24 protein-coding genes and 6 tRNA genes are annotated in these 21,407 nt (G+C 28.8%); 5 read left to right on the forward strand and 25 right to left on the reverse strand.

Features of this window, described 5'->3' with window-relative positions:
* Positions 1–15: 15 nt before the first annotated feature.
* From J2Z25_RS17550 to J2Z25_RS17580, 7 genes are all read right to left on the reverse strand, one after another.
* Positions 16–92: transfer RNA gene (locus J2Z25_RS17550), tRNA-Asp, on the reverse strand.
* Between the two features lie 8 nt (positions 93–100).
* Positions 101–176: transfer RNA gene (locus J2Z25_RS17555), tRNA-Val, on the reverse strand.
* Positions 177–179: 3 nt separating this feature from the next.
* Positions 180–254 (reverse strand) — tRNA-Glu (locus J2Z25_RS17560).
* A gap of 25 nt (positions 255–279) precedes the next feature.
* A tRNA-Asp gene (locus J2Z25_RS17565) sits at positions 280–356 on the reverse strand.
* A gap of 7 nt (positions 357–363) precedes the next feature.
* Positions 364–439, reverse strand: a tRNA-Val gene (locus J2Z25_RS17570).
* Between the two features lie 4 nt (positions 440–443).
* Positions 444–518 (reverse strand) — tRNA-Glu (locus J2Z25_RS17575).
* A gap of 137 nt (positions 519–655) precedes the next feature.
* The gene (locus J2Z25_RS17580; protein WP_209741495.1) at positions 656–1,237 is read right to left on the reverse strand and encodes a hypothetical protein; all 582 of its coding nucleotides are present in this window, start codon (positions 1,235–1,237) and stop codon (positions 656–658) included.
* Between the two features lie 314 nt (positions 1,238–1,551).
* Here J2Z25_RS17580 and J2Z25_RS17585 point away from each other — a divergent pair, with 314 nt between their 5' ends.
* Entirely contained in the window at positions 1,552–2,796 is a 1,245-nt protein-coding gene (locus J2Z25_RS17585) for a BaiN/RdsA family NAD(P)/FAD-dependent oxidoreductase (protein WP_209741496.1), read from the forward strand.
* A 48-nt stretch (positions 2,797–2,844) separates the two neighbouring features.
* On the opposite strand, the gene J2Z25_RS17590 is transcribed toward J2Z25_RS17585, so the two are convergent.
* The 4 genes from J2Z25_RS17590 to J2Z25_RS17605 all read right to left on the reverse strand — a co-directional run bounded on the left by J2Z25_RS17590 (position 2,845) and on the right by J2Z25_RS17605 (position 6,322).
* Positions 2,845–3,594: an acyl-[acyl-carrier-protein] thioesterase gene (locus J2Z25_RS17590; protein ID WP_008676117.1), complete on the reverse strand. Its 750-nt coding sequence runs from the start codon at positions 3,592–3,594 to the stop codon at positions 2,845–2,847.
* A 122-nt stretch (positions 3,595–3,716) separates the two neighbouring features.
* A complete protein-coding gene (locus J2Z25_RS17595; RefSeq protein WP_008676118.1) occupies positions 3,717–3,911 on the reverse strand; it encodes a DUF1858 domain-containing protein in 195 nt (64 codons plus the stop codon).
* 124 nt (positions 3,912–4,035) lie between these two features.
* On the reverse strand, positions 4,036–4,884 hold the full coding sequence (locus tag J2Z25_RS17600; protein WP_209741497.1) for a hypothetical protein: 849 nt from the start codon (positions 4,882–4,884) through the stop codon (positions 4,036–4,038).
* Positions 4,885–5,032: 148 nt separating this feature from the next.
* Positions 5,033–6,322: an adenylosuccinate synthase gene (locus J2Z25_RS17605; protein WP_209741498.1), complete on the reverse strand. Its 1,290-nt coding sequence runs from the start codon at positions 6,320–6,322 to the stop codon at positions 5,033–5,035.
* Between the two features lie 217 nt (positions 6,323–6,539).
* On the opposite strand from J2Z25_RS17605, the gene J2Z25_RS17610 reads away from it, so the two are divergent.
* Entirely contained in the window at positions 6,540–7,712 is a 1,173-nt protein-coding gene (locus J2Z25_RS17610; protein ID WP_195624507.1) for an NAD(P)-dependent malic enzyme, read from the forward strand.
* Between the two features lie 78 nt (positions 7,713–7,790).
* Here J2Z25_RS17610 and proC read toward each other — a convergent pair whose 3' ends face one another.
* Positions 7,791–8,594 (reverse strand): pyrroline-5-carboxylate reductase, encoded by an 804-nt coding sequence (gene proC, locus J2Z25_RS17615; protein ID WP_142419210.1) that lies wholly within the window; start codon positions 8,592–8,594, stop codon positions 7,791–7,793.
* 129 nt (positions 8,595–8,723) lie between these two features.
* On the opposite strand from proC, the gene J2Z25_RS17620 reads away from it, so the two are divergent.
* A complete protein-coding gene (locus J2Z25_RS17620; protein WP_008676128.1) occupies positions 8,724–9,059 on the forward strand; it encodes a hypothetical protein in 336 nt (111 codons plus the stop codon).
* A 37-nt stretch (positions 9,060–9,096) separates the two neighbouring features.
* Here the strand turns inward: J2Z25_RS17620 and J2Z25_RS17625 are convergent, their stop codons facing one another.
* The 11 genes from J2Z25_RS17625 to J2Z25_RS17675 all read right to left on the reverse strand — a co-directional run bounded on the left by J2Z25_RS17625 (position 9,097) and on the right by J2Z25_RS17675 (position 17,839).
* Positions 9,097–10,434, reverse strand: a complete 1,338-nt coding sequence (locus J2Z25_RS17625) for a replicative DNA helicase (RefSeq protein WP_008676131.1) — start codon at positions 10,432–10,434, stop codon at positions 9,097–9,099.
* Between the two features lie 96 nt (positions 10,435–10,530).
* Positions 10,531–12,423: a Lon family ATP-dependent protease gene (gene lonC, locus J2Z25_RS17630; RefSeq protein ID WP_209741499.1), complete on the reverse strand. Its 1,893-nt coding sequence runs from the start codon at positions 12,421–12,423 to the stop codon at positions 10,531–10,533.
* A gap of 12 nt (positions 12,424–12,435) precedes the next feature.
* A complete protein-coding gene (gene rplI / locus J2Z25_RS17635; RefSeq protein ID WP_008676135.1) occupies positions 12,436–12,882 on the reverse strand; it encodes a 50S ribosomal protein L9 in 447 nt (148 codons plus the stop codon).
* Position 12,883: 1 nt separating this feature from the next.
* Positions 12,884–14,851, reverse strand: a complete 1,968-nt coding sequence (locus tag J2Z25_RS17640; RefSeq protein ID WP_008676137.1) for a DHH family phosphoesterase — start codon at positions 14,849–14,851, stop codon at positions 12,884–12,886.
* Positions 14,852–14,855: 4 nt separating this feature from the next.
* Positions 14,856–15,173 (reverse strand): MazG-like family protein, encoded by a 318-nt coding sequence (locus J2Z25_RS17645; RefSeq protein WP_008676140.1) that lies wholly within the window; start codon positions 15,171–15,173, stop codon positions 14,856–14,858.
* 151 nt (positions 15,174–15,324) lie between these two features.
* Positions 15,325–15,567, reverse strand: a complete 243-nt coding sequence (rpsR, locus tag J2Z25_RS17650) for a 30S ribosomal protein S18 (RefSeq protein ID WP_008676141.1) — start codon at positions 15,565–15,567, stop codon at positions 15,325–15,327.
* Between the two features lie 28 nt (positions 15,568–15,595).
* A complete protein-coding gene (locus tag J2Z25_RS17655) occupies positions 15,596–16,057 on the reverse strand; it encodes a single-stranded DNA-binding protein (protein WP_008676144.1) in 462 nt (153 codons plus the stop codon).
* Between the two features lie 14 nt (positions 16,058–16,071).
* Entirely contained in the window at positions 16,072–16,359 is a 288-nt protein-coding gene (gene rpsF, locus J2Z25_RS17660) for a 30S ribosomal protein S6 (RefSeq protein WP_035284774.1), read from the reverse strand.
* Between the two features lie 107 nt (positions 16,360–16,466).
* Positions 16,467–16,652, reverse strand: a complete 186-nt coding sequence (locus J2Z25_RS17665; protein WP_008676147.1) for a DUF951 domain-containing protein — start codon at positions 16,650–16,652, stop codon at positions 16,467–16,469.
* Positions 16,653–16,675: 23 nt separating this feature from the next.
* Entirely contained in the window at positions 16,676–17,581 is a 906-nt protein-coding gene (locus J2Z25_RS17670; protein WP_008676150.1) for a mechanosensitive ion channel family protein, read from the reverse strand.
* A gap of 18 nt (positions 17,582–17,599) precedes the next feature.
* Positions 17,600–17,839, reverse strand: coding sequence for a putative Se/S carrier protein (locus tag J2Z25_RS17675; protein WP_008676152.1), 240 nt, complete (start codon positions 17,837–17,839; stop codon positions 17,600–17,602).
* 281 nt (positions 17,840–18,120) lie between these two features.
* On the opposite strand from J2Z25_RS17675, the gene J2Z25_RS17680 reads away from it, so the two are divergent.
* On the forward strand, positions 18,121–19,275 hold the full coding sequence (locus J2Z25_RS17680; protein WP_209741500.1) for an aminotransferase class V-fold PLP-dependent enzyme: 1,155 nt from the start codon (positions 18,121–18,123) through the stop codon (positions 19,273–19,275).
* Between the two features lie 54 nt (positions 19,276–19,329).
* Positions 19,330–19,938 (forward strand): spore protease YyaC, encoded by a 609-nt coding sequence (gene yyaC / locus J2Z25_RS17685; protein WP_209741501.1) that lies wholly within the window; start codon positions 19,330–19,332, stop codon positions 19,936–19,938.
* 13 nt (positions 19,939–19,951) lie between these two features.
* On the opposite strand, the gene J2Z25_RS17690 is transcribed toward yyaC, so the two are convergent.
* Both J2Z25_RS17690 and J2Z25_RS17695 read right to left on the reverse strand, forming a co-directional pair.
* The gene (locus tag J2Z25_RS17690; RefSeq protein ID WP_008676157.1) at positions 19,952–20,452 is read right to left on the reverse strand and encodes a DUF4446 family protein; all 501 of its coding nucleotides are present in this window, start codon (positions 20,450–20,452) and stop codon (positions 19,952–19,954) included.
* 95 nt (positions 20,453–20,547) lie between these two features.
* A complete protein-coding gene (locus J2Z25_RS17695) occupies positions 20,548–21,399 on the reverse strand; it encodes a ParB/RepB/Spo0J family partition protein (RefSeq protein ID WP_008676159.1) in 852 nt (283 codons plus the stop codon).
* Between the last annotated feature and the right edge of the window lie 8 nt (positions 21,400–21,407).

Here is a 21,407-nt window from a genome sequence, read left to right on the forward strand (position 1 = left end):
TATTTCACTTTAAAGTGGCGACTCAGAAGGGGCTCGAACCCTCGACCTCCGGCGTGACAGGCCGGCACTCTAACCAACTGAGCTACTGAGCCAAAATTTATGGTGGAAACAACAGGGATCGAACCTGTGACCCTCTGCTTGTAAGGCAGATGCTCTCCCAGCTGAGCTATGCTTCCATATGGTGACTCCTAGGGGAATCGAACCCCTGTTACCACCGTGAAAGGGTGGTGTCTTAACCGCTTGACCAAGGAGCCAAATAATTTTTATCGCACTTTAAAGTGGCGACTCAGAAGGGGCTCGAACCCTCGACCTCCGGCGTGACAGGCCGGCACTCTAACCAACTGAGCTACTGAGCCAAATTTATGGTGGAAACAACAGGGATCGAACCTGTGACCCTCTGCTTGTAAGGCAGATGCTCTCCCAGCTGAGCTATGCTTCCATAATGGTGACTCCTAGGGGAATCGAACCCCTGTTACCACCGTGAAAGGGTGGTGTCTTGACCGCTTGACCAAGGAGCCATGTTTCTTTTTGCTTTTGTCAACCGAGCTGTTCTGTCGGCGAGCACATTAACTATAATACATAAATTTTAATATAGTGTCAACACTTTTTAACAACTTTTTTTTTTATTTTTAAATTACTTTATTTATACGCGCATTTAAGTCAATAATTTAGTACCTTCATTATCGAACTTTACTACATTTATAACCTTTTCATATCTTAATAAATGGGATTGATTTTCTTTTATTTCTTTTTTTATTTTATTCATTTCAAAATTACAAAATTCTAAAAATTCTTCTTTCTTTATTTCTTCTATATTTATATTATAGTTACTTTTCCTAAAATTTTGTCCACTAGCAATTATCCTTATAGGAATCTTATTATTTATTATACAGATTATCTCCTTTTCCCATATTCCTCTCTTATTTACTGAGTACTTATCCTTTAATAAGTTTATTTCTTCTACACACTCTTTAAATTGATTCTTAAAACTATCAAATAATATTTTATAAAATTGTAAAGATATTCCCCTATTTAATTTTATTTTTAGAAAGTCCTTATTATTTATTAAAAATTCATCTACGTCTGATTCTGGAATGAATCTCAAATCCTTATTTAAAAATATATTAATTCCCTTAGAGTTAGGATAATTTACTACACATTGATCATAGTTCATTCTTCTTAACTTAAATTCTTTATTATAATCTTCATTATCTTCATTAATTACTTTAACTATCATAATTTCACCTCATTACTATATCTCATGTAATTTAAGCTAACCGTATTTCATTTATTCCTTATTTATTTATCTCTTTACTTATTTTATTATTCCATATTTATAAATTTATATTATATATATTTTTTTAATATTACAGTTTTAAAGAACTTATATTATAATGTGTATTAACTCATATTTACTGGTTTATATAATAGAATTTATATCTAAACTTAAGAGCTACTAAAAAATTTTACATATATAGAATATTATTATATTAACCAAAAAATTTATAATATGATAAAATTAAAATTATTAATTTATTAAGGAGATTTATTATGATTCATCATGATTTAATTATAGTTGGTGGTGGTGCTTCTGGCTTATCAGCAGCTATTACTGCTAAAGATTTTGGATTGGATGTTGCCATAGTCGAAGGTACTGATAGGATAGGAAAAAAAATATTAACTACAGGAAATGGTCGTTGTAACATCTCTAATAGAACAATTTCATTTCCTTTCCTTTCCTACCATAGCGAAAATCCTGGCTTTTTTACAAATGTTTTATCAAGTTTTAGTGTAAATGACACTGAAAATTTCTTTTTATCATTAGGACTTCCAATTGTAGAATTAAAAAATGGTAAAATGTATCCTAAATCACTTCAAGCATCTTCAGTTGTAGATATATTAAAATTAGCTTTAGAAGATCGAAGTATTCCTTTATACACAGATTGTAAAGTAAAAGATATCCACAAGAAAAATGTTTTTAAGTTATCCACAAGTAACGAAGAAAATAAGTTATTCACATGTAACAAATTAATTTTAGCTTGTGGAGGAAAATCAGCAGTGAAAACAGGATCTGATGGTTCTGCTTATAACTTAGCAAAATCATTTGGGCATTCAATAATTGAAACCATTCCTGGAATAGTTCAATTAAAGTTGAGTTACCCTTATTTAAAATCCATAACAGGAGTAAAATTTGATGGGTATGCAACATTATTAGTTGATGGTGATCCCATAAGAAAAGAATTTGGAGAAATTCTCTTTACTGATTACGGAATATCAGGCCCTCCAATTCTTCAAATTTCAGGTCATGCATCTAAAGCTTTATTAAAGAAAAAAAACATTGAAATTATTGTAGATATGATGCCTAATCAATCATTATCTGAAATAGAAGATTTTATGGAAAGTCATTTTGCAATGTTTTCTCATAGACCTGTTATAAATTCTTTAATTGGAATAGTAAATAAAAAATTAATTCCAACGTTATTAAAGGAAGCTAAGATAGAAAATTTACATAAGCCTTGCTATGACTTACAGTGGGATGAGAAGAAAAGACTTATTAACTTATTAAAGAATTGGAAATTTAAATGTATTGATACTAATGGATTCAATCAAGCACAAGTTACTATTGGAGGAATAAACACTAAAGAGGTTGATCCAAAAACACTTGAATCTAAGCTAGTTAAAAATTTATATTTTTGTGGAGAAATACTAGATGTAGATGGCGACTGTGGTGGCTTTAATCTCCATTGGGCTTGGAGTTCAGGCAATTTTGTTTCAAAAAATATAGCTAATTCTTAATATAAAAAAAGGAGTAATAAACAATCAGCTTATTACTCCTTTTATAATCTAGCACTTATTCCAACGACCAATTAATCTCGTTAATTCTTTTCCATCAACAGTTTCTATTTTGTGAATAGTAACTATTTCATCTCCCTCTTCTACTCTAACATCTGTAAATACCTTAACTTCTTCGCCATATTTACATTCCTTCTCAAATGTTACCTTAACTTCACTTAATACATAATTATTTACAATATCTTCTGGTAATGTCTCAACAGCCCAATCAATGTATTTAGTATTATTTACATGCTTATTAAAATCTATATCTGTATATCTTATCTTGAAGTTTCTTTGATACTTATGTTCATCAATCTTTTCTAATCTAGGAAGCTTAAATTCCTCTTTCATATCGCCATCCACACCATAAACATTATATTGTTCCTGTGGTATTCTCATCATTCTTCTTTTTTCTAAGTTAACTAATAAAAATATAGCATTAGCAGATACAACTATATTTCCACTACTATCTTTAATTTCATAATTCCTCAAAGCATAAAATTTCTTAAACCCTACTGCTTCAGTTTTCACTGATAATTTTTCTCCATACATTGGATGTCTAAATACTTTTACATGATAGTTATAAAATACCCATGTCATATTATTTTCTAGTAAACTTTCCATACCTGAACCAAGCTCTTCTGATTGTTTTGTACCTATATCAGATAAAATATTTATTATAGTTGACATTGTACATCTTAAATTGCTATCTACATCATAATAATGCAATTCATATTCCTTACTATAACTTTTCCCCATAATATCCTCCTAATCCAAACATCAAAACCTTGTATTTCTACAGAGTTGATGTATTATTATAATTATAGCACTTTTTATATAATTTTGAAAAAACTATACTTAAAGATTATTATAACTTCATTTTAATAGAATCTATTATAATTCAATTCATTGATTAATCTCTCTATATCTATTCCCTTTTTTATGCACATATCTTCTATTGTAATTCTACTATTACTACTAAAAATTCCACATCCTATCCCAAAGCTTAATAATATTTGTTCAACTTGAGGATTTTCTTGTATAGCCTCTAATACGGTCATATCTTTATTTATCATATACTCACCTCTACTATGTTTTCTTTTTATAGTATTAGTTTTGTATAAGGTCATTTATACATAATAATACAAATAAAAGGCCTATTTAACTAAATATAATCTAGTTAAATAAACCTTTCTCAATTTACATTATAGGATCTATAAAATTTTCTACAATATTACTTCTATCTAATGATAGTATATTTAAATAAGATATTGTATATGCTTGAATTGAATATTGTCCTATTATAGCTATTACTATCCCAACTAAAGGTATTACTTGAATGATAGCTAAAACTAATCCAATACCAATTGTTATTCCAGATATAGCTGCCAATTTCCCTATAGTTGACCAGAAATATCCCTTTTTAAATAGCATAAATGTTTCCCCTATTGCTTCAGTAATAGTTAAATCCCTTACTATTAGCATTGAAGTAAATAAAGATGTTAATGGTGTCAAAATAACAATTATTGCAATTATTAAAGGAATTAATATTATTAATCCAATTCCAACAGTTAATAAAGCTAATAGCATTGTTAATAAGGCTATTACTACCACAAATGCAAAAGTCATTAACCAAACTAATATATTTAATCCTAAAATACTCCATTTTCTTTTCCAAACATATTTATTGGCAGATCTCCAACTTACTTCATTTCCTTTATTAGCATCATCTAGTATTTTAGTTATAATTCCATTTGCATATAACATCAATACTGATGATATTAATGCTATTAAAATTATAAGAAATATTGTTCCTATTCCTATGAACGGTATTGCTTCATCAAAATAAGAATATGAATACGAGTATGAGTATGAAATATTTATTAAGCTTGAAAAAACTATCCCTATGATTACTCCAAATAAAACTACAATTGTAGGAACGATAAATATTCCAATAACCTTTAAAATTTCTAACACATTATTTTTACATAAATTAAATGCTCTCGATAATATTTCTGAAACTGATAAATGAATTTTCCCCTCTTCCATAAATTCACCTCCTATATTTAAATCATATTAACATATATATTAATTTTACCACAATTTATTTACAATATTTATTAAATATATTCTTTTTTATACAATATCATAAATAATTAAGGAGAGTATTATAAAAGTTAATACTCTCCTATATATTTTATAATTCTTTTGTTACTCTTATTGTTTGATCTCTTCTTGGACCTACACCAACTATTGATATCTTTGTACCTGTAAGTTCTTCAATTCTTGTTAGATACTTTTTAGCATTTTCAGGAAATTCATCATAACTTCTAGCATTTGCTACTTCTTCACTCCAACCATCGAACTCTTCATATATAGGTTCGCACTTTGCTAAATCATCTAAACTTGCAGGGAAGTAATCTATAACTTTATCATTAAACTTATATCCTACACAAATTTTAAGTTTTTCTAATCCAGCTAAAGTATCTATCTTAGTCACACATAATGATGTTAATCCTGATACTCTTACTGTTGTCTTTAATATGACAGCATCTAACCATCCACACCTTCTAGATCTTCCTGTAGTTACTCCATATTCATGACCCTTTTCTCTTATCCATCCACCGATTTCATTATCTAATTCAGTTGGAAACGGCCCCTTGCCAACTCTTGTTGTATATGCCTTTGCAATTCCTACTGCATTAGTAACCATGGTTGGTCCAATTCCAGAGCCACTAGCTACACCGCAGGCTGTAGTGTTTGATGATGTAACATATGGATATGTTCCATAATCTATATCTAAAAGCATTCCCTGAGCGCCTTCAAATAAAACTGTTTTATCTTGTTTTATTTCATCATATAACCTTACTGAAGTATCTTGTACATATGGTTTTAATCTTTCTGCAAGTTCTAGATATTCTGAAAGTATCTCATTATAATTTAATTCTTCTCCACCTAAGACATTTACTATATATTTATTTTTAGAATCTATATTTTCCTTTAATTTTTCTTTAAATATATTTTCCTTTATAAGATCACATACTCTTATTCCAGATCTTTCAAACTTATCTGTATAACAAGGTCCTATTCCTTTTCCTGTTGTACCTATGTCATTTTTCCCTCTAGCTTTTTCCTTTAGTTTATCTAAAATCTTATGATATGGCATTATAACATGCGCTCTATCACTTACTATAAGTTTTTCTGGTGTAACTTTAACACCCTCACCTTCTAGGTAATCTATCTCTGTAAATAAAGCCTTAGGATCTACAACAACACCATTTCCTATAATATTTAATTTATTATCATATAATATTCCTGATGGGATTAAATGAAGTTTATATTGCTTATCTCCAACTTCAACTGTATGACCTGCATTATTTCCCCCTTGGAATCTAACTATTACCTCTGCTTCTTCTGCAAGGTAATCCGTCATCTTTCCTTTTCCTTCATCTCCCCATTGAGCTCCTAGAACAACAAATGCTGACATTTACATTGCCTCCTTGTTAAAGGACCTATGAGTCCTTCATTAATAAAATTAATTAATATTAATCTCCACATAACATATTATCAAAGCATAAATGAACTTTCAACTAATTTGCGAATATTTTTTTGCATTAATTTAATATAATTCGTATAATGAAGATAGTAATTACTTATATTTTTGATTAAAATAAATAATTTATTCTATAAAAAGGAGTATTAATATGAATATTTATGAGAAATCCCTAAAATATCATGAAAACTTGAGAGGTAAAATTGAAATAACATCAAGATGTAAAATATCTAATGAAAATGATTTAAGTTTAGCATATACTCCTGGAGTAGCTGAACCATGTAGAAAAATACATAAAGATCCTAATGATGCCTATATCTATACAAGAAAATGGAATACTGTTGCAGTAATATCTGATGGAACAGCTGTGCTTGGATTAGGTGACATTGGTCCTTTAGCATCTCTTCCTGTCATGGAGGGTAAATCTATATTGTTTAAAGAATTTGGAAATGTAGATGCCTTTCCATTAGTTTTAGATACTAAAGATGTTGATGAAATAGTTGAAACAATTATAAGGATATCTAAAGGCCTAGGAGGAATAAATTTAGAAGATATATCTGCTCCTAGATGTTTTGAAATAGAAAAAAGACTTAAAGAAAAATTAGATATACCTGTTTTTCATGATGATCAACATGGTACAGCTATAGTTGTATTAGCAGGCTTAATAAATTCATTAAAATTAGTTAATAAAGATATTAAAAATATAAAAATTGTTATAAATGGTGCTGGCTCTGCTGGAACTGCTATATGCAAGTTATTGGTTTCCTTTGGCGCAAAAAATATAATAGTATGCGATAAGTCAGGAATAATTAGCTCTTATAATCCAAATTTAAATGATTCAATGAAAGAATTAGCCCTAATTACTAACAAAGATAACATAAGTGGCAATTTAAAAGATGCCTTAATTGGTGCTGATGTATTTATAGGGGTTTCTGCTCCTAACTTAATCACACAAGAAATGGCTAATAGCATGAATTCAGACTCAATAATTTTCGCTATGGCAAATCCTATTCCAGAAATATTCCCAGATGATGCAAAGGAAGCTGGGGTAAAAATAATAGGTACAGGAAGATCAGACTTTCCAAATCAAGTTAATAATGTATTAGCCTTTCCTGGGATTTTTAGAGGTGCTTTGGATGTAAGAGCCTCCGATATTAATGAGGAAATGAAAATTTCAGCTGCATATGCTATTGCTAATTCTGTAGATAAGAATGATCTGAATTTTGATTTTATATTACCTAAGGCATTTGATTTAAATGTTCAAAAAGCAGTTGCTGAAGCAGTTAGAAAAGCTGCAATTAAAAGTGGGATTGCTAGAATATAATATTTTATTATTTACTATATAAATTTAGTATTTTTATAATTAAAAATAACAAGAGGAGATTTAATAAATCTCCTCTTGTTATTGCATATTTTTAGATTTTTCGGCGCACTTTTCCATTGCCTTTATTACTGCATTTCTAAATCCATTACTTTCTAACTCTGTTACAGCTTCTATAGTTGTTCCTCCTGGAGAACAAACCATATCCTTTAATTCAGCTGGATGCTTACCTGTATCTAAAGCCAATTTTGCCGATCCCAATATACTTTGCTCCGCCATTTTATATGCCTTATTTCTTGGTATTCCAAGTTTTACAGCAGCGTCTGCCATAGCTTCTATAAACATAAATACATAAGCTGGAGATGATCCACATAATGCAATAAATCCATCAAAATACTTTTCTTCTAATATTTCATATTTACCAAAATTTTTAAAAATATTGCATATAAGTCTTAATTCTTCTTTATTTACATTTAAATTAGGACAAATAGCTGACATTCCCTCACCAACTAAAGCTGGTGTATTTGGCATAGTTTTTACTATTTTATAATCTTTATCTAACCATTCTTCTAAGTCAGATAGATTTATTCCTGCAGCTATAGATACTATTATAATATCCTTTTTTAAATTTCCTTTTATTTCGTTAATAACCTTTTTATACATATTAGGCTTTATAGCCAAAAATAATATATCAGAAAACTTTGCTACCTCTATATTATCTAATGTACATTTTACCTTAAACTCATCTATTATATTACTCTTTGATTCTTCACTTCTTGTTGATACCATAATATTATCAATATTTATATAATTTGAACTTATAAGTCCATTAAGCATTGCTTTTCCCATATTTCCACAACCTATAAATCCTATTTTTTTATTCATTACTTTCACCTTCTCTTTAATTCATTGTAAATAAATTTCTTAATTAATTATTATTTATAAGTTTCACCATTATACTCATAGGATAGCTTTATATTTTAAACATAAACTAGCTATAAAGGAGGGATAGTTATGACAAATAATTTATTGCTCACAGATAGAGAAAATAAAATAAATAATTTATTAGAGTTTAATCCTTCAAAAGAAAATATAAAACCTATTATTAAAGTAGTAAATAGAGACAAGTTCTACGACATTTATATTTTACTTAGAGGTTTAACTAAGGAAGAAATTTTAATAAAGTATATAAACAACTTTCTTATTTTAAATCTCTCCTTAAAAAATAAATACAATAATAAAGTAAATTTTAAAAGATCATTTTATTTAAAAAATGTAGATATAAACAATACTGAAAATATTGCCTGTGCTAATTTAATTTACTTTAAAATTCCTAAAACTCAAAATTAAATTTTAAAATAAAGCTATGCATAAGCATAGCCTTATTTTATTCTTTATAAACTAGCTCTAAATTGGCAAATTTACTTTGTGATCCTATCCAAGCCATTTTAACAGTTCCCACTGGGCCATTTCTTTGTTTTGCTATAATACATTCACCTATGTTCTTTTCTTCTGTTTCCTTATTATAATACTCATCTCTATATAAGAACATAACAACGTCAGCATCCTGCTCTATTGACCCTGATTCTCTTAAATCCGAAAGCATTGGTCTATGATCAGCTCTTTGCTCTGGGGCACGTGATAACTGAGATAATGCAATTATAGGGCATTCCATTTCTTTTGCAAGAGCCTTTATAGATCTAGATATTTCTGAAACTTCTTGTTGTCTACTTTCACTTCCAGCGCTACCACTCATTAGTTGTAAATAGTCTATAAGAATCATATCTATTCCATGTTCCATTTTTATCTTTCTACATTTAGATCTCATTTCCATTACACTTAAACCAGCCGTATCATCTATATAGATTTTAGCTTTAGATAAAGGACCCGTAGCTCTAGCTATTCTTTCCCAATCATCATCATCTAAATTACCAGTTCTAAGCTTTAACATATCAACATTAGCTTCAGAGCAAAGCAATTTATATGCTAATTGCTCCTTAGGCATTTCTAAAGAAAATATAACTACACTTTTTCCTTCCCTTAATGCTGCATTTTCTGCTATATTTAATGAAAATGTAGTTTTTCCCATAGATGGTCTAGCTGCAATAAGAACCATATCTCCTTTTTGGAATCCTGATGTCTTAGCATCTAAATCTCTTATTCCTGAACCAACACCAGTTATTGACCCCTTATTATTAAATAATCTTTCAATTTCTATAAATCCTCTTTCCAAAACTGTAGAAAGTGGTTCATAATCATTTGATCCTTGTTTTTCTGCTAAATCAAAAATCTTTTTTTGAGCTAAATCTAATACATCATCAACTTTATCTTGTTTATTGTAACTTTCTTCTATAATAGCTGTAGATGATTTTATTAACTTTCTCAATAGTGATTTATCTTCTACTATTTTTATATAGGCTTCTAAATTAGCAGTCGTAATTACTGATGAACTTATTTCTGATATATAAGTAACTCCACCAGCCTTATCTAGGTTATCTGTTGATTTTAAATATTCTAATAAGGTTACAAGGTCAACAGCCATATCTTGTGAGAACATTTCTCTAATAGCCTTAAATATAACCTTGTGCCCATCTCTATAAAAGTCTTCATCATTTAATTTTTCTAAAGACTTAGCAATAGCACTTTTATCTATTATCATGGACCCAATTACAGACTGTTCTGCTTCTAAACTTTGAGGTAAACTCCTCATTATTGGTGCTTCCATATGTAACCTCCTTCCTTTTCATAATAATATATTATATCAAACTTTTATATTATATAAAATAAAATTAAGCTTCCAAAAGGAAGCTTAATTAATAATTTACTTTTCAAATACTATTCCCATCAATTCTTCTATATGACTTATAGCTTTAACTTCTATATCTTTTAACTCTAATGGTATTTCTTTTTCATTTGCCTTAGGAATAACAACAAGTTTTATTCCTTTTCTTCTAGCACCATATATCTTCTCAAATATTCCACCAACAGGTTTAATATTTCCTCTTAATGATATTTCACCTGTTATAGCTATATCTTGTCTTATAGGTTTTTCTAGTAAAGCACTTATTATTGAAATAGTAATTGCTGCTCCTGCTGATGGTCCATCAATTTTTCCTCCACCAACTACATTTACATGTATATCATAATCCTTTATATCTTTGTCAGTAATTCTTCTTATTACTGATGCTGCGTTAAATACAGAATCCTTCGCCATTGAACCTGCTGTATCATTAAACTTTATAGTTCCCATTCCTGGTTTTTTAGATTCAAATACAACAGTTTCTATTTCTAGTGTTGAGCCTAAGAATCCACTTACTCCTAATCCATATGTATGGCCTATTTGAGATTTATCTATATCCTCAAATATTTCATAAGGTACATATCTCCCTATAGAAATAACTTCTTCTACATCCTTAAGTGTAATTATATTGCTGCCTTTATCCTTTGAGTGATACAATGAATAGCCATAAGCATCTGCTAATATATTAACAGCTTTTCTTCCTTCTATTGTATATCTGCTTATAAGATCAGCAATTCCATCTTCCAATTGAACATTTAATTTTTTAGATGCATTGTCTATTATTCCTTTAATATCACTAGGTGATAATGGCTCAAAATAAACCTCTGTGCATCTAGATCTTAATGCTGGATTTATTTTCCCTGGTTCTCTTGTAGTTGCACCAATTAAAACAAAGTCTGCTGGGGCACCCTTTTCAAAAAGATATTTTATATATTCAGGTGTGTTTTCATCATCTGGGTCATAATAAGATGATGAGTACTCAACTCTTTTATCTTCTAATACTTTTAGCAACTTATTTTGAAGAATTTCATCTAATTCACCAATTTCATCTATAAATAAAACTCCTCCATGAGCTTCAGTTACTAGTCCAGTCTTAGGTTCTGGAACACCTATCTCAGCTAAATCCTTCTTACTACCTTGATATATAGGATCATGAACTGATCCTAGTAATGGATTTGTTATTTCTCTTGGATCCCATCTTAACGTAGTTCCATCAACCTCAACAAACTTAGAATCTCCATCAAATGGAGTAGACTGTAACTTCTTAGCTTCTTCTAACGCTAATCTTGCTGCTGAAGTTTTACCAACTCCAGGTGGTCCATATAAAATTATATGCTGAGGATATGGAGATGCCATTTTAGATATAAGTGATTTTATTGCTCTCTCCTGCCCTACTACTTCATCAAAGGTTTCAGGCCTTAAAAGACTCATTACGTTTTTATTAATCTTTTTTGAATCTAGTTCTTCTAATCTTTCTAGCTTCTTAGTAGTTTTTGCACTTTCAGGACCTTTTTGCTTTTTTAATATAGATAATTTAATATCATCCATAAATTTATCTTGTCTTTCTTGAAGTGCCTTTTCAACTTGTGTTTCCACTTTGTTTTGAACATACTTTCTAGCTATGTTTTCTGATATATAATAAATTGTATCTTCTAGTACACCTCTTAATTCCTCATCGCTTGGTACAGATTTTATACCTTTTCCATCTGAGGCAATTACATTTAATGCATATACTCTTTCACATATATTAGGAGAATTCGCATACTTTTGAAGTTTGAATCTTACAATTCTTGCTCTTACCGCTCCCTCATCTAATACATTATTTAATATTTGATTTATAACATTTACTTGTGCATCTAAAGATAACTCACTATCTAATATACTTTCTATATTTGTTTCGTCATAAGTCTTCAAACTTAGTCCTCCTTATGATTGCGGCGTGATTATTACTTTCATCTTAGTTGAAACTTCTGGATATAGCTTTATTTCTATATCGTAACTACCAGCAACCTTTATTGTATCCATAACTATTTTTTTCTTATCCACTGATAATTTAAATTGTTTATTTATTAATTCAGCTACATCTTTACTTGTTATAGCTCCAAATAATCTTCCACCATTTCCACTTTTAGCTTCAATCTTAATTTCCTTGCCCTTTAATTCAGATGCTAACTTTTGTGCGGCTTCAATTTCTGCTAATTTCTTCTTTCTTTCATTTTCCTTCTTAGTGTTTAGGATGTGCATGTTATTGTTATTTGCTTCTTCTGCTAACTTTCTTGGAAATAAAAAGTTTCTTGCATATCCGTCTGATATATCAACAACGTCTCCTTTTTTTCCTACTTTTTTAACATCTTGTAATAATATTACTTTCATGTTATTCACCCACCTTTAAATGTTCTTCTATTGATCGTTTTAGTATTTTTATAGCACTTTCTATTGATGTATTATTTAATTGAGCTCCAGCCATATTCATATGACCACCACCACCTATTGCTTCAAGTATTACTTGAACATTAGTTTCTCCTATAGATCTACCACTAATAGTTATATCTCCATTTATCTCTGCTAATACAAAGCATACATTTATTCCAGATATATTTAGTAGCTCATCGGCAGCTCTAGCTGCCATAAATCCCTTTTTTATTCTTTTAGGAGCAACTGCAATAGCTAAACCATTCTTAACTTCTGCAGACCTTATTGTGTCTGCAATAACTAAATAATCCTCAAGATCATCCATAAACATCTTCTTAACTTCAATTGTATCAGCTCCAAGTCCTCTTAAAAATGATGCAGCATCAAAAGTTCTAACACCAGCTTTAAAGGAAAAGCCCTTTGTATCCATAAATATTCCTGCAAGTAAACCTTCTGCTTCCAATCTATATAAGTTAGGCTTTTGAACCATATACTGAATAATTTCTGTAACCATTTCAGATGTAGATGAGGCATATACTTCTATATAATTTAAAATTGCACCTTCAACTATATCTGGGCTTCTTCTATGATGATCTATAATTATTTTTCTTTGTGCCTTCTCAACAATACTTGTATCTAATATATATCCTTTATTATGAACATCTACTATAATTAATAAAGTTTTTTCATTAATTTGTTCATAAGCTTCTTCTTTAGAAATAAATAAGTTATCATATTTAGGATCACTTTTTAGTTTAGATAAGAAATAATCAATAGCTGTAGTATCCGCTCCTAATATGATTTTACATGGCTTTCCTAACTGTTTTACTACAGATGATATTCCTACAGATGAGCCGAAACAATCCATATCAGGATTTTTATGACCTATAATAAAAACATTACTACTCTCATATATTAATTCCTTTAATGCATGAGATATAACTCTTGCCCTTACTCTAGTTCTCTTTTCTATTTCTCTAGTATTTCCACCAAAAAATTTTATTTTTTCATTATTTTTTATAACTACCTGATCCCCGCCTCTACCTAGTGCTAACTCTTTTGCAGTAACAGCAAATGTATTATTTTCTAGAGGACAAGTTCCACCTCTTCCGATACCAATACTTAAAGTAACTTCAAATTTATTTCCCCTATCTATTTTTGATATATCTTCTAATATAGAAAACTTATTATTTATCTCTTCATCTATATATTTATCTTGTACTGAAAGGACATATTTATTAGAGTCATATTTTGTTATCATTGCCTTAAGTTTTTGAGCATATAAATTTATTGTTTTTTCAATCTCAGCAACTAACATTGGTCTATCGCTATCTAATGTAGTTTCTAAAGCTTCTGCTAGGTTATCTACTTCTATAAGCATTATACTCTCTTTAGTATTATCTATATTTTTCAAATTACTTATATCATTAAAATAAACTATATATAATTCTTCATTTAAATCATATTTTTCTATTTTAGTTGCATATACCTTATATAAAGAATCTAATATTTTTATTTTTTGATGCAAGTCTCTATCACAAGTTAATAGTCTAGATAAATTTAGCCCTCTAGCAATACTAACTACATTTAATCCTATAGGATTTTCATTTGGTACAAATTTTTGGAATTCTTTATTACTCCAAAAAATCTCTCCCGATTCTTTTATTAGGGCTAACGGAAATATTAAATTTAATATATTACTATTTATATCTCTATTTATATTTTCTTTGATTCTTTCTATATTATCATCAGATTTACCTTTTACCATATATTCACTTAAGCTAAATATAATAAATAAAATTAACAATATAGATCCTAAAAGAGTGCTTTTTATATAATAAAACCCTATACATGCGCCTACAAAAATAAGTGGTGTAATTATAGGCTTAATACTTTTAAGCCTTGTTTTTATTAAATCATTCCATATCATAAGATTAATGGTGCTCCTTTAAATGTAATTGAAGTTTACTTAAGCTTCTCCCATCCTTTTCATACTCATGTCCTTCTGCTATACCAACTTGTAATTTCTTTTTCATATCATCATCTACATCTTGACATGAATATCCTAATTTTTGAGCCAATACATATAATACGAGTATAGCACCTGATATGCAATTTAAAATTGCATCTTGAGCTACATTACTTCCCTTAGTAAGTAAATGATAGAATTCACCTATTATACATAATAAATTTGCTTTTAATTTTTCTATCATTTTTATATTAGCCATTATATTTAAATCATCTCTCTTCACCCTGCTCACCCCTATACTAATACCCTTGTATTTATATTTTAATTATAAATTACTTTTATTGCAACAAATTATGAAGCCTTTTACAATTTTTGTAAAATATTAATTGTATTAATATAATAAAAAACCCCTGATATGTCAGGGGTTGATTATACTACTCAGTTGTGAATGGTAATAATGCTATATTTCTTGATCTCTTTATAGCAGTTGTTAATTCTCTTTGGTGCTTAGCGCAAGTTCCAGAAATTCTTCTTGGTAATATCTTACCTCTTTCTGTTACGAACTTTCTTAGCTTAGTAATATCTTTGTAATCTATTGCTTCAGCCTTTTCTACACAAAAAGCACATACTTTTCTCTTAGATCTTCTCATTTTTCCAGATCTCTTCATGTCTTTCATGCTAATTCCCTCCTTCTTATTAGACTAATTAGAAAGGCATATCTCCATCATCTACAGGAGTCATGTCTTCCTCAAAATTCATTCCACCAAAATTATTTGATGAATTTGAATAATCAGAACCAGTATTTGAAGAACCATATCCATTGTTATATGAACCTTGGTCTCTTCCAGCACCCCCATTGTTACCTGATCCTATAAACTCAAATGAATCTACAACTATATCAGTTGTATATCTTTTAGTTCCATCTTTAGCATCATAACTTCCAGTTCTGATGCTTCCAGTAACAGCTAGTTGTCTGCCCTTTGTAAGATATTGTGCTATTGTTTCACCAGTTTTACCAAAAGCTATACAATTGATAAAATCAGTTTCATCCTTTTTAAAAGGTCTTGTTACTGCTAAAGAAAATCTTGTTACAGCAGTACCACTTCCAGCAGCAAAATTAAGCTCTGGATCTTTTGTTAGTCTTCCAATAAGTATTACCTTATTCATGACAATATCACCTCTTACGCTTCTTGTTTAACTATGATGTGTCTTAAAACACCATCAGTAATTCTGAATATTCTGTCTAACTCTTTAGGTAGTTCTGAATCAGCATTAAAGTTGATTAATGTATAGAAACCTTCGTTAACTTTTGCGATTTCGTAAGCAAGCTTTCTTCTACCCCAAACGTCAACATTTTCTATAGTTCCTCCACCGTTTTCTATTACACCCTTAAACTTTTCGATGTTAGCTTTGCAAGCTTCTTCATCTAATGATGGGTGTAGTATGAATATAGTTTCGTACTTTCTCATCATTTTCACCTCCTCCCCTCGGACATTGGCTGTGCTTTGCACAGCAGGGATTACAATTAAATATTGTAACATTATTCATTTTCTTTTGCAAGTTTTAAATTTAATTACTATAAATTAACGATTTTTTTAGCATCTTTTTGAAATTTGCTTCTTGGTAACATTATTATTCGTCCACAACCAGTACACTTAATTTTGATATCTGCTCCAAGTCGTATAACCTCAAATTCCTTACTTCCACACGGATGTTGCTTTTTCATTTCTACTATATCACCTAAATCAAAAGTTTCTATCATAATTAAACCTCCAACCATTTAAATTAAACAAATTTATTATTTACTATTTGAGTCTTTGGATATGGTATCTCTACCCCAGCCTCATCTAATGTCTTCTTTATTTCTTTTCTTAATTCTCTTTCCATCTTCCATTGAGATAAAGGCTTTGATTTTCCAACTACTCTTATTGTAACTCCTGATGCATTTAATGATATAACACCTAATACTTCTATCTCTTCCTTAACTTCATCTTTATTTTTTTCTTCAAAATTTTTACATGTATCTTCGATTAAGCTAATTGCATTATCTACATCTTCTTCATATGCAATTTCTACATCAACCATAAATCTCATATTTCCTCTTGAATGATTAGTTACTTCTAACACAGCTCCATTAGGTAAAACATGAACATCTCCACTAAAATCCTTTAAAACAGTAGATCTTATTCCAATATTTTCTACTATACCACTATAAACACCTATAGTTACGTAATCTCCAACTCCATATTGATCTTCAAAAAGTATAAAAAAACCGTTTATTAAATCCTTAACTAAACTTTGTGCTCCTATACCAACTACAAAACCAACAGCACTCAACACAGCTGCTGATACCTTAAATGTACTTCCTATTATTATTGCTGCTCCTGATATGTAAACAGCATATTTAAGTGAACTTTTTAGTATAGCTCCTACAGTAATTGCCTTTTGTCTATTCATTGAAAAGCTTAATTTACTTTCAATCTGATTTTTTACAAACTTATCAATTAACTTATCTCCTATTTTTATAGCAAGATACATAGCAACTATAAGTAATATTAATCTTATTCCTTTATTAAGTATAAATTCCAGAGTACTTACTGCATTTCCCATGACCTCTTCCCAATTCACATTTAAAATAATCTTTCCATTATCATTTATACCAGGACTAACCCATGTTAATAAGTTTTGCATACCTCACCTCTAATACTATTAAATTATTTCTTTAAACTCATTTTGCTCTTTCTCATATATATGTTTATATCTTATACTATCCCTTGATATAATTTCATCTATGTATTTTTTTTCTTCTATTCTAATGCAAATTCCACAGCTTTGTGTAATTGCTGTAGGAGTTGGCATCATCTTAAAGATCATATTTTCTTCCTTTAACACTTTTTCTCCATTCATAGCATCTAGCGTATTTTTAAAAACTATAATATAGTACTTCATAATGTCCTCCCTTTTCAAGTTTATTTATGTTTAATTATATTATATATATGTTTTAATTAAGAATCTATATTAATAACTTTATATAATCTTATTCATTTATAAAAATACTCACTATATTTAAATATATGTATTTTTTATCAAAAGCCAATTTACTTAAGACTTTCTCTTCTATTACATTTAAAATCCCCTTATTTTATAAATTTATTATTTTGTAAATACTATTAAAGTATCTTATAATTTTATTATAAAATTAAGCTTATATAAATTAAAAGGAGTAAATTATGAATATATATTTAGATAATGCAAGTACAACATTTCCTAAGCCTAAAAATGTTGTTGATTCTATATGCAACTTTCTAACTAACATTGGAGGAAACCCTGGCCGCTCTAACCATAATAATGCTCTACAAACTAATAGACTTTTATTTGAGGCAAGAGAAATTATATCTGATTTTTTCAAATTTAATTCTATTGAAAATGTAATATTTACTAATAACATAACCACTTCATTAAATATATTAATAAATGGATCACTTGTAGCTGGAGACCATGTAATAACATCTTCTATGGAACATAACTCTGTTTTGAGACCATTAGTCAATTTAAAAAATAAAGGAATAATAGAATTAGATATTATAAATGCTGATAAATTTGGTTTTGTTTCTGTTGAAGAAATTAGAAGTAACATAAAAATAAATACTAAAATGGTAGTTCTTAGCCAAGCTTCTAATGTAATAGGAAGTATTCAACCAATTAAGAAAATTGGAACTTTATGTAAAAGCAAAAATATATTTTTTTTATTAGATACTGCTCAGGGAGCAGGAGTATTAGATATAGACTTTACAGATCTTAACTTAAGTGCACTAGCTTTTACTGGACATAAAAGTTTATTTGGTCCTCAAGGAATTGGTGGTTTTATAATAGATGATAGTCTTAATAATATATGTAAGCCATTTATTTTAGGAGGAACTGGAAGTTTGTCTCATTCATTAGAACAACCTGATTTTTTACCTGATAAATTTGAATCTGGTACTCTTAATATGCCTGGAATAGTAGGCTTAGTTGAAGGGATTAAATTTATTAAGAATGAAGGGATAAATACTATTTATAATAAAAATAAATTTTTAAGGAATCATCTTGTCAACGAAATTTCTAACATCAAAGATATAATTCTTTACGAAGATATTAATAATAGCAATTATACCTCATGCGTTTCATTTAATATTAATAATATTGATACTGCTGAATTATCCTTTGCTCTTGATAATGATTTTGGAATAAAAAATAGATCTGGTCTTCATTGTGCTCCACTTGCACATAAGACTATAGGAAGTTTCCCATCAGGTACTGTAAGATTAAGCCTTAGTTACTTTAATGAAAAATCAGATATTAATTACACAATAGACTGCATAAATAAAATAATAAAGTCAAAATAACCTTGAATATAAACCTCCCTTATTGTCAATAATTTCAATAAAGGAGGTTTTTCTATGAATGAACCATTTTCAATCGATTCATTATCGCCTAATTCTTATATGGAAATTAGAGATTATTTATATAACAACCTAAAGGATATACTTCACTCAAATAGAGATATAATCTTCATTTGCATAGGAACCGATAGATGTACAGGTGATTCCCTAGGTCCACTAATTGGATATAAATTAAAGAACATTTCAAAAAATAAAATTCACATTTATGGGTCATTAGAAACTCCTGTTCACTCTAAGAACCTTATTGAAATAATAAATAAAATTAATTTGAATTTTGATAACCCCTATATTATTGCTATAGATTCATGTTTAGGAAAAATAAGCAATATAGGGAAAGTTTTTATTGATAAAAAGCCTCTTCAACCTGGATTAGCCTTAAATAAAAACCTCCCCCCTATAGGAGATTTAAGTATCACAGGAATTGTAAATATTGGAGGAAGCTTTGAGTTTATAGTTTTACAAAATACACGATTGTATACAGTAATGAGCCTAGCTGATTGCATATATAAAGGTATTTATCATTTCATATTGAAAGTATCTAAAGAATTTGAATATATTAATAAACCTTCTAAATTAAATTATTTACAAGAAAATGAGAGCCTATAAGACTCTCATTTTTTTATTTTTTATTAATTGCTTCGTTTAAGACATATGACTCTTCTTCAGATAACTCATATCTTGAAATTCCCTTATCAACTGGTTTTGCATATGTAGTACTATCTTGTCTTGAATAAATTCCAGTAATTAGAACACCATCATTATATGAATCTAATATTGCTATTGAAAAGCTTAAATCGCTTCCTACATCAGGAAAAGCCTTATATCTCATTATAGCTATTTTATTTACACACCCTTTCATTTCTTCCCTTATTACGTCACACTTATTAAGGGCCTCATTTGAAAACTCCATAGCCTTATCTATTTCATCTAACTTAGAAGATATAAGTTCTTCTAAATTTTTATTATTTACGCCTCTCATCATTCTTCTATATTTCTTTTCAAGTTTATTTATAGATCTTATTAAATAAATTACAATTATAAAAAGTAGTAACATTATAATAAGTAATCCAACAATAATAAAAGGTGAATTTTCATTTATTATTTTAAGTACATCTTCCACTTTTAATGCTCCTCTCTAAATCTTATAAGGAAATAATATAAAATGTTTCACGTGAAACATAATTTATATATTTCATAATGTTTCACGTGAAACACTTATAAATTAATTATTTCTAGTATCCTTTGTAAATCTTCATTTGAATAATATTCTATTTCTATTTTCCCTTTATTATTTTTATTGCTAATACTTACTTTAGTTCCAAAATAATTTTGCAATCTTTCCGTTACATCCTTATAATATGGATTTATCTCCCTTACTTTTTCTTTATCTTTTTCCTTTTTCTCAGATCCTAAATATCTTACCAATCTTTCTAATTCTCTGACAGATAGCTTTTCATCTATAACCTTTTGAGCTACTTCGCATTGAATTTCAGGGTCTTCAATTGATAATAATACCCTTCCATGTCCTTCTGTAATAACTTCATCAATTAAATATTGCTTTACAGTTTCACAAAGATTAGTAAGTCTTATTACATTACTTATTGCAACTCTAGACTTTCCTACTCTTTTACTAAGTTCTTCTTGAGTTAAATTGAAATCACTTAATAATTTTTTATATGCTATAGCTTCTTCAATAGGATTTAAGTCTTGTCTTTGAATATTTTCTATTAAAGATACCTCTAATATATTTTTTTCAGTTAACTCCATTATTATAGCTGGTATTTCTTTTAATCCTAATAACTTTGCAGCTCTCCATCTTCTTTCACCAGCAACTATTATATAACTGTTATCTTTTTTATTTAAAATTATAGGTTGTATTATTCCATGTTCTTTAATTGATTGAGCTAATTCTGCTATCTTTTCATCATCAAAAGCCTTTCTTGGCTGATCTTCATTGCTTCTAATTAAATTTATAGATATAACTGATGGTTTATTATTTTCTTTACTTCCGTTATCATTAGGAATTAATGCACCTAACCCTTTTCCCAATGCTGATTTTTTATTCATAATTATTC

Origin of the sequence: Clostridium tertium, assembly GCF_017873245.1 — a bacterium.
GTDB lineage: Bacteria > Bacillota > Clostridia > Clostridiales > Clostridiaceae > Clostridium > Clostridium tertium.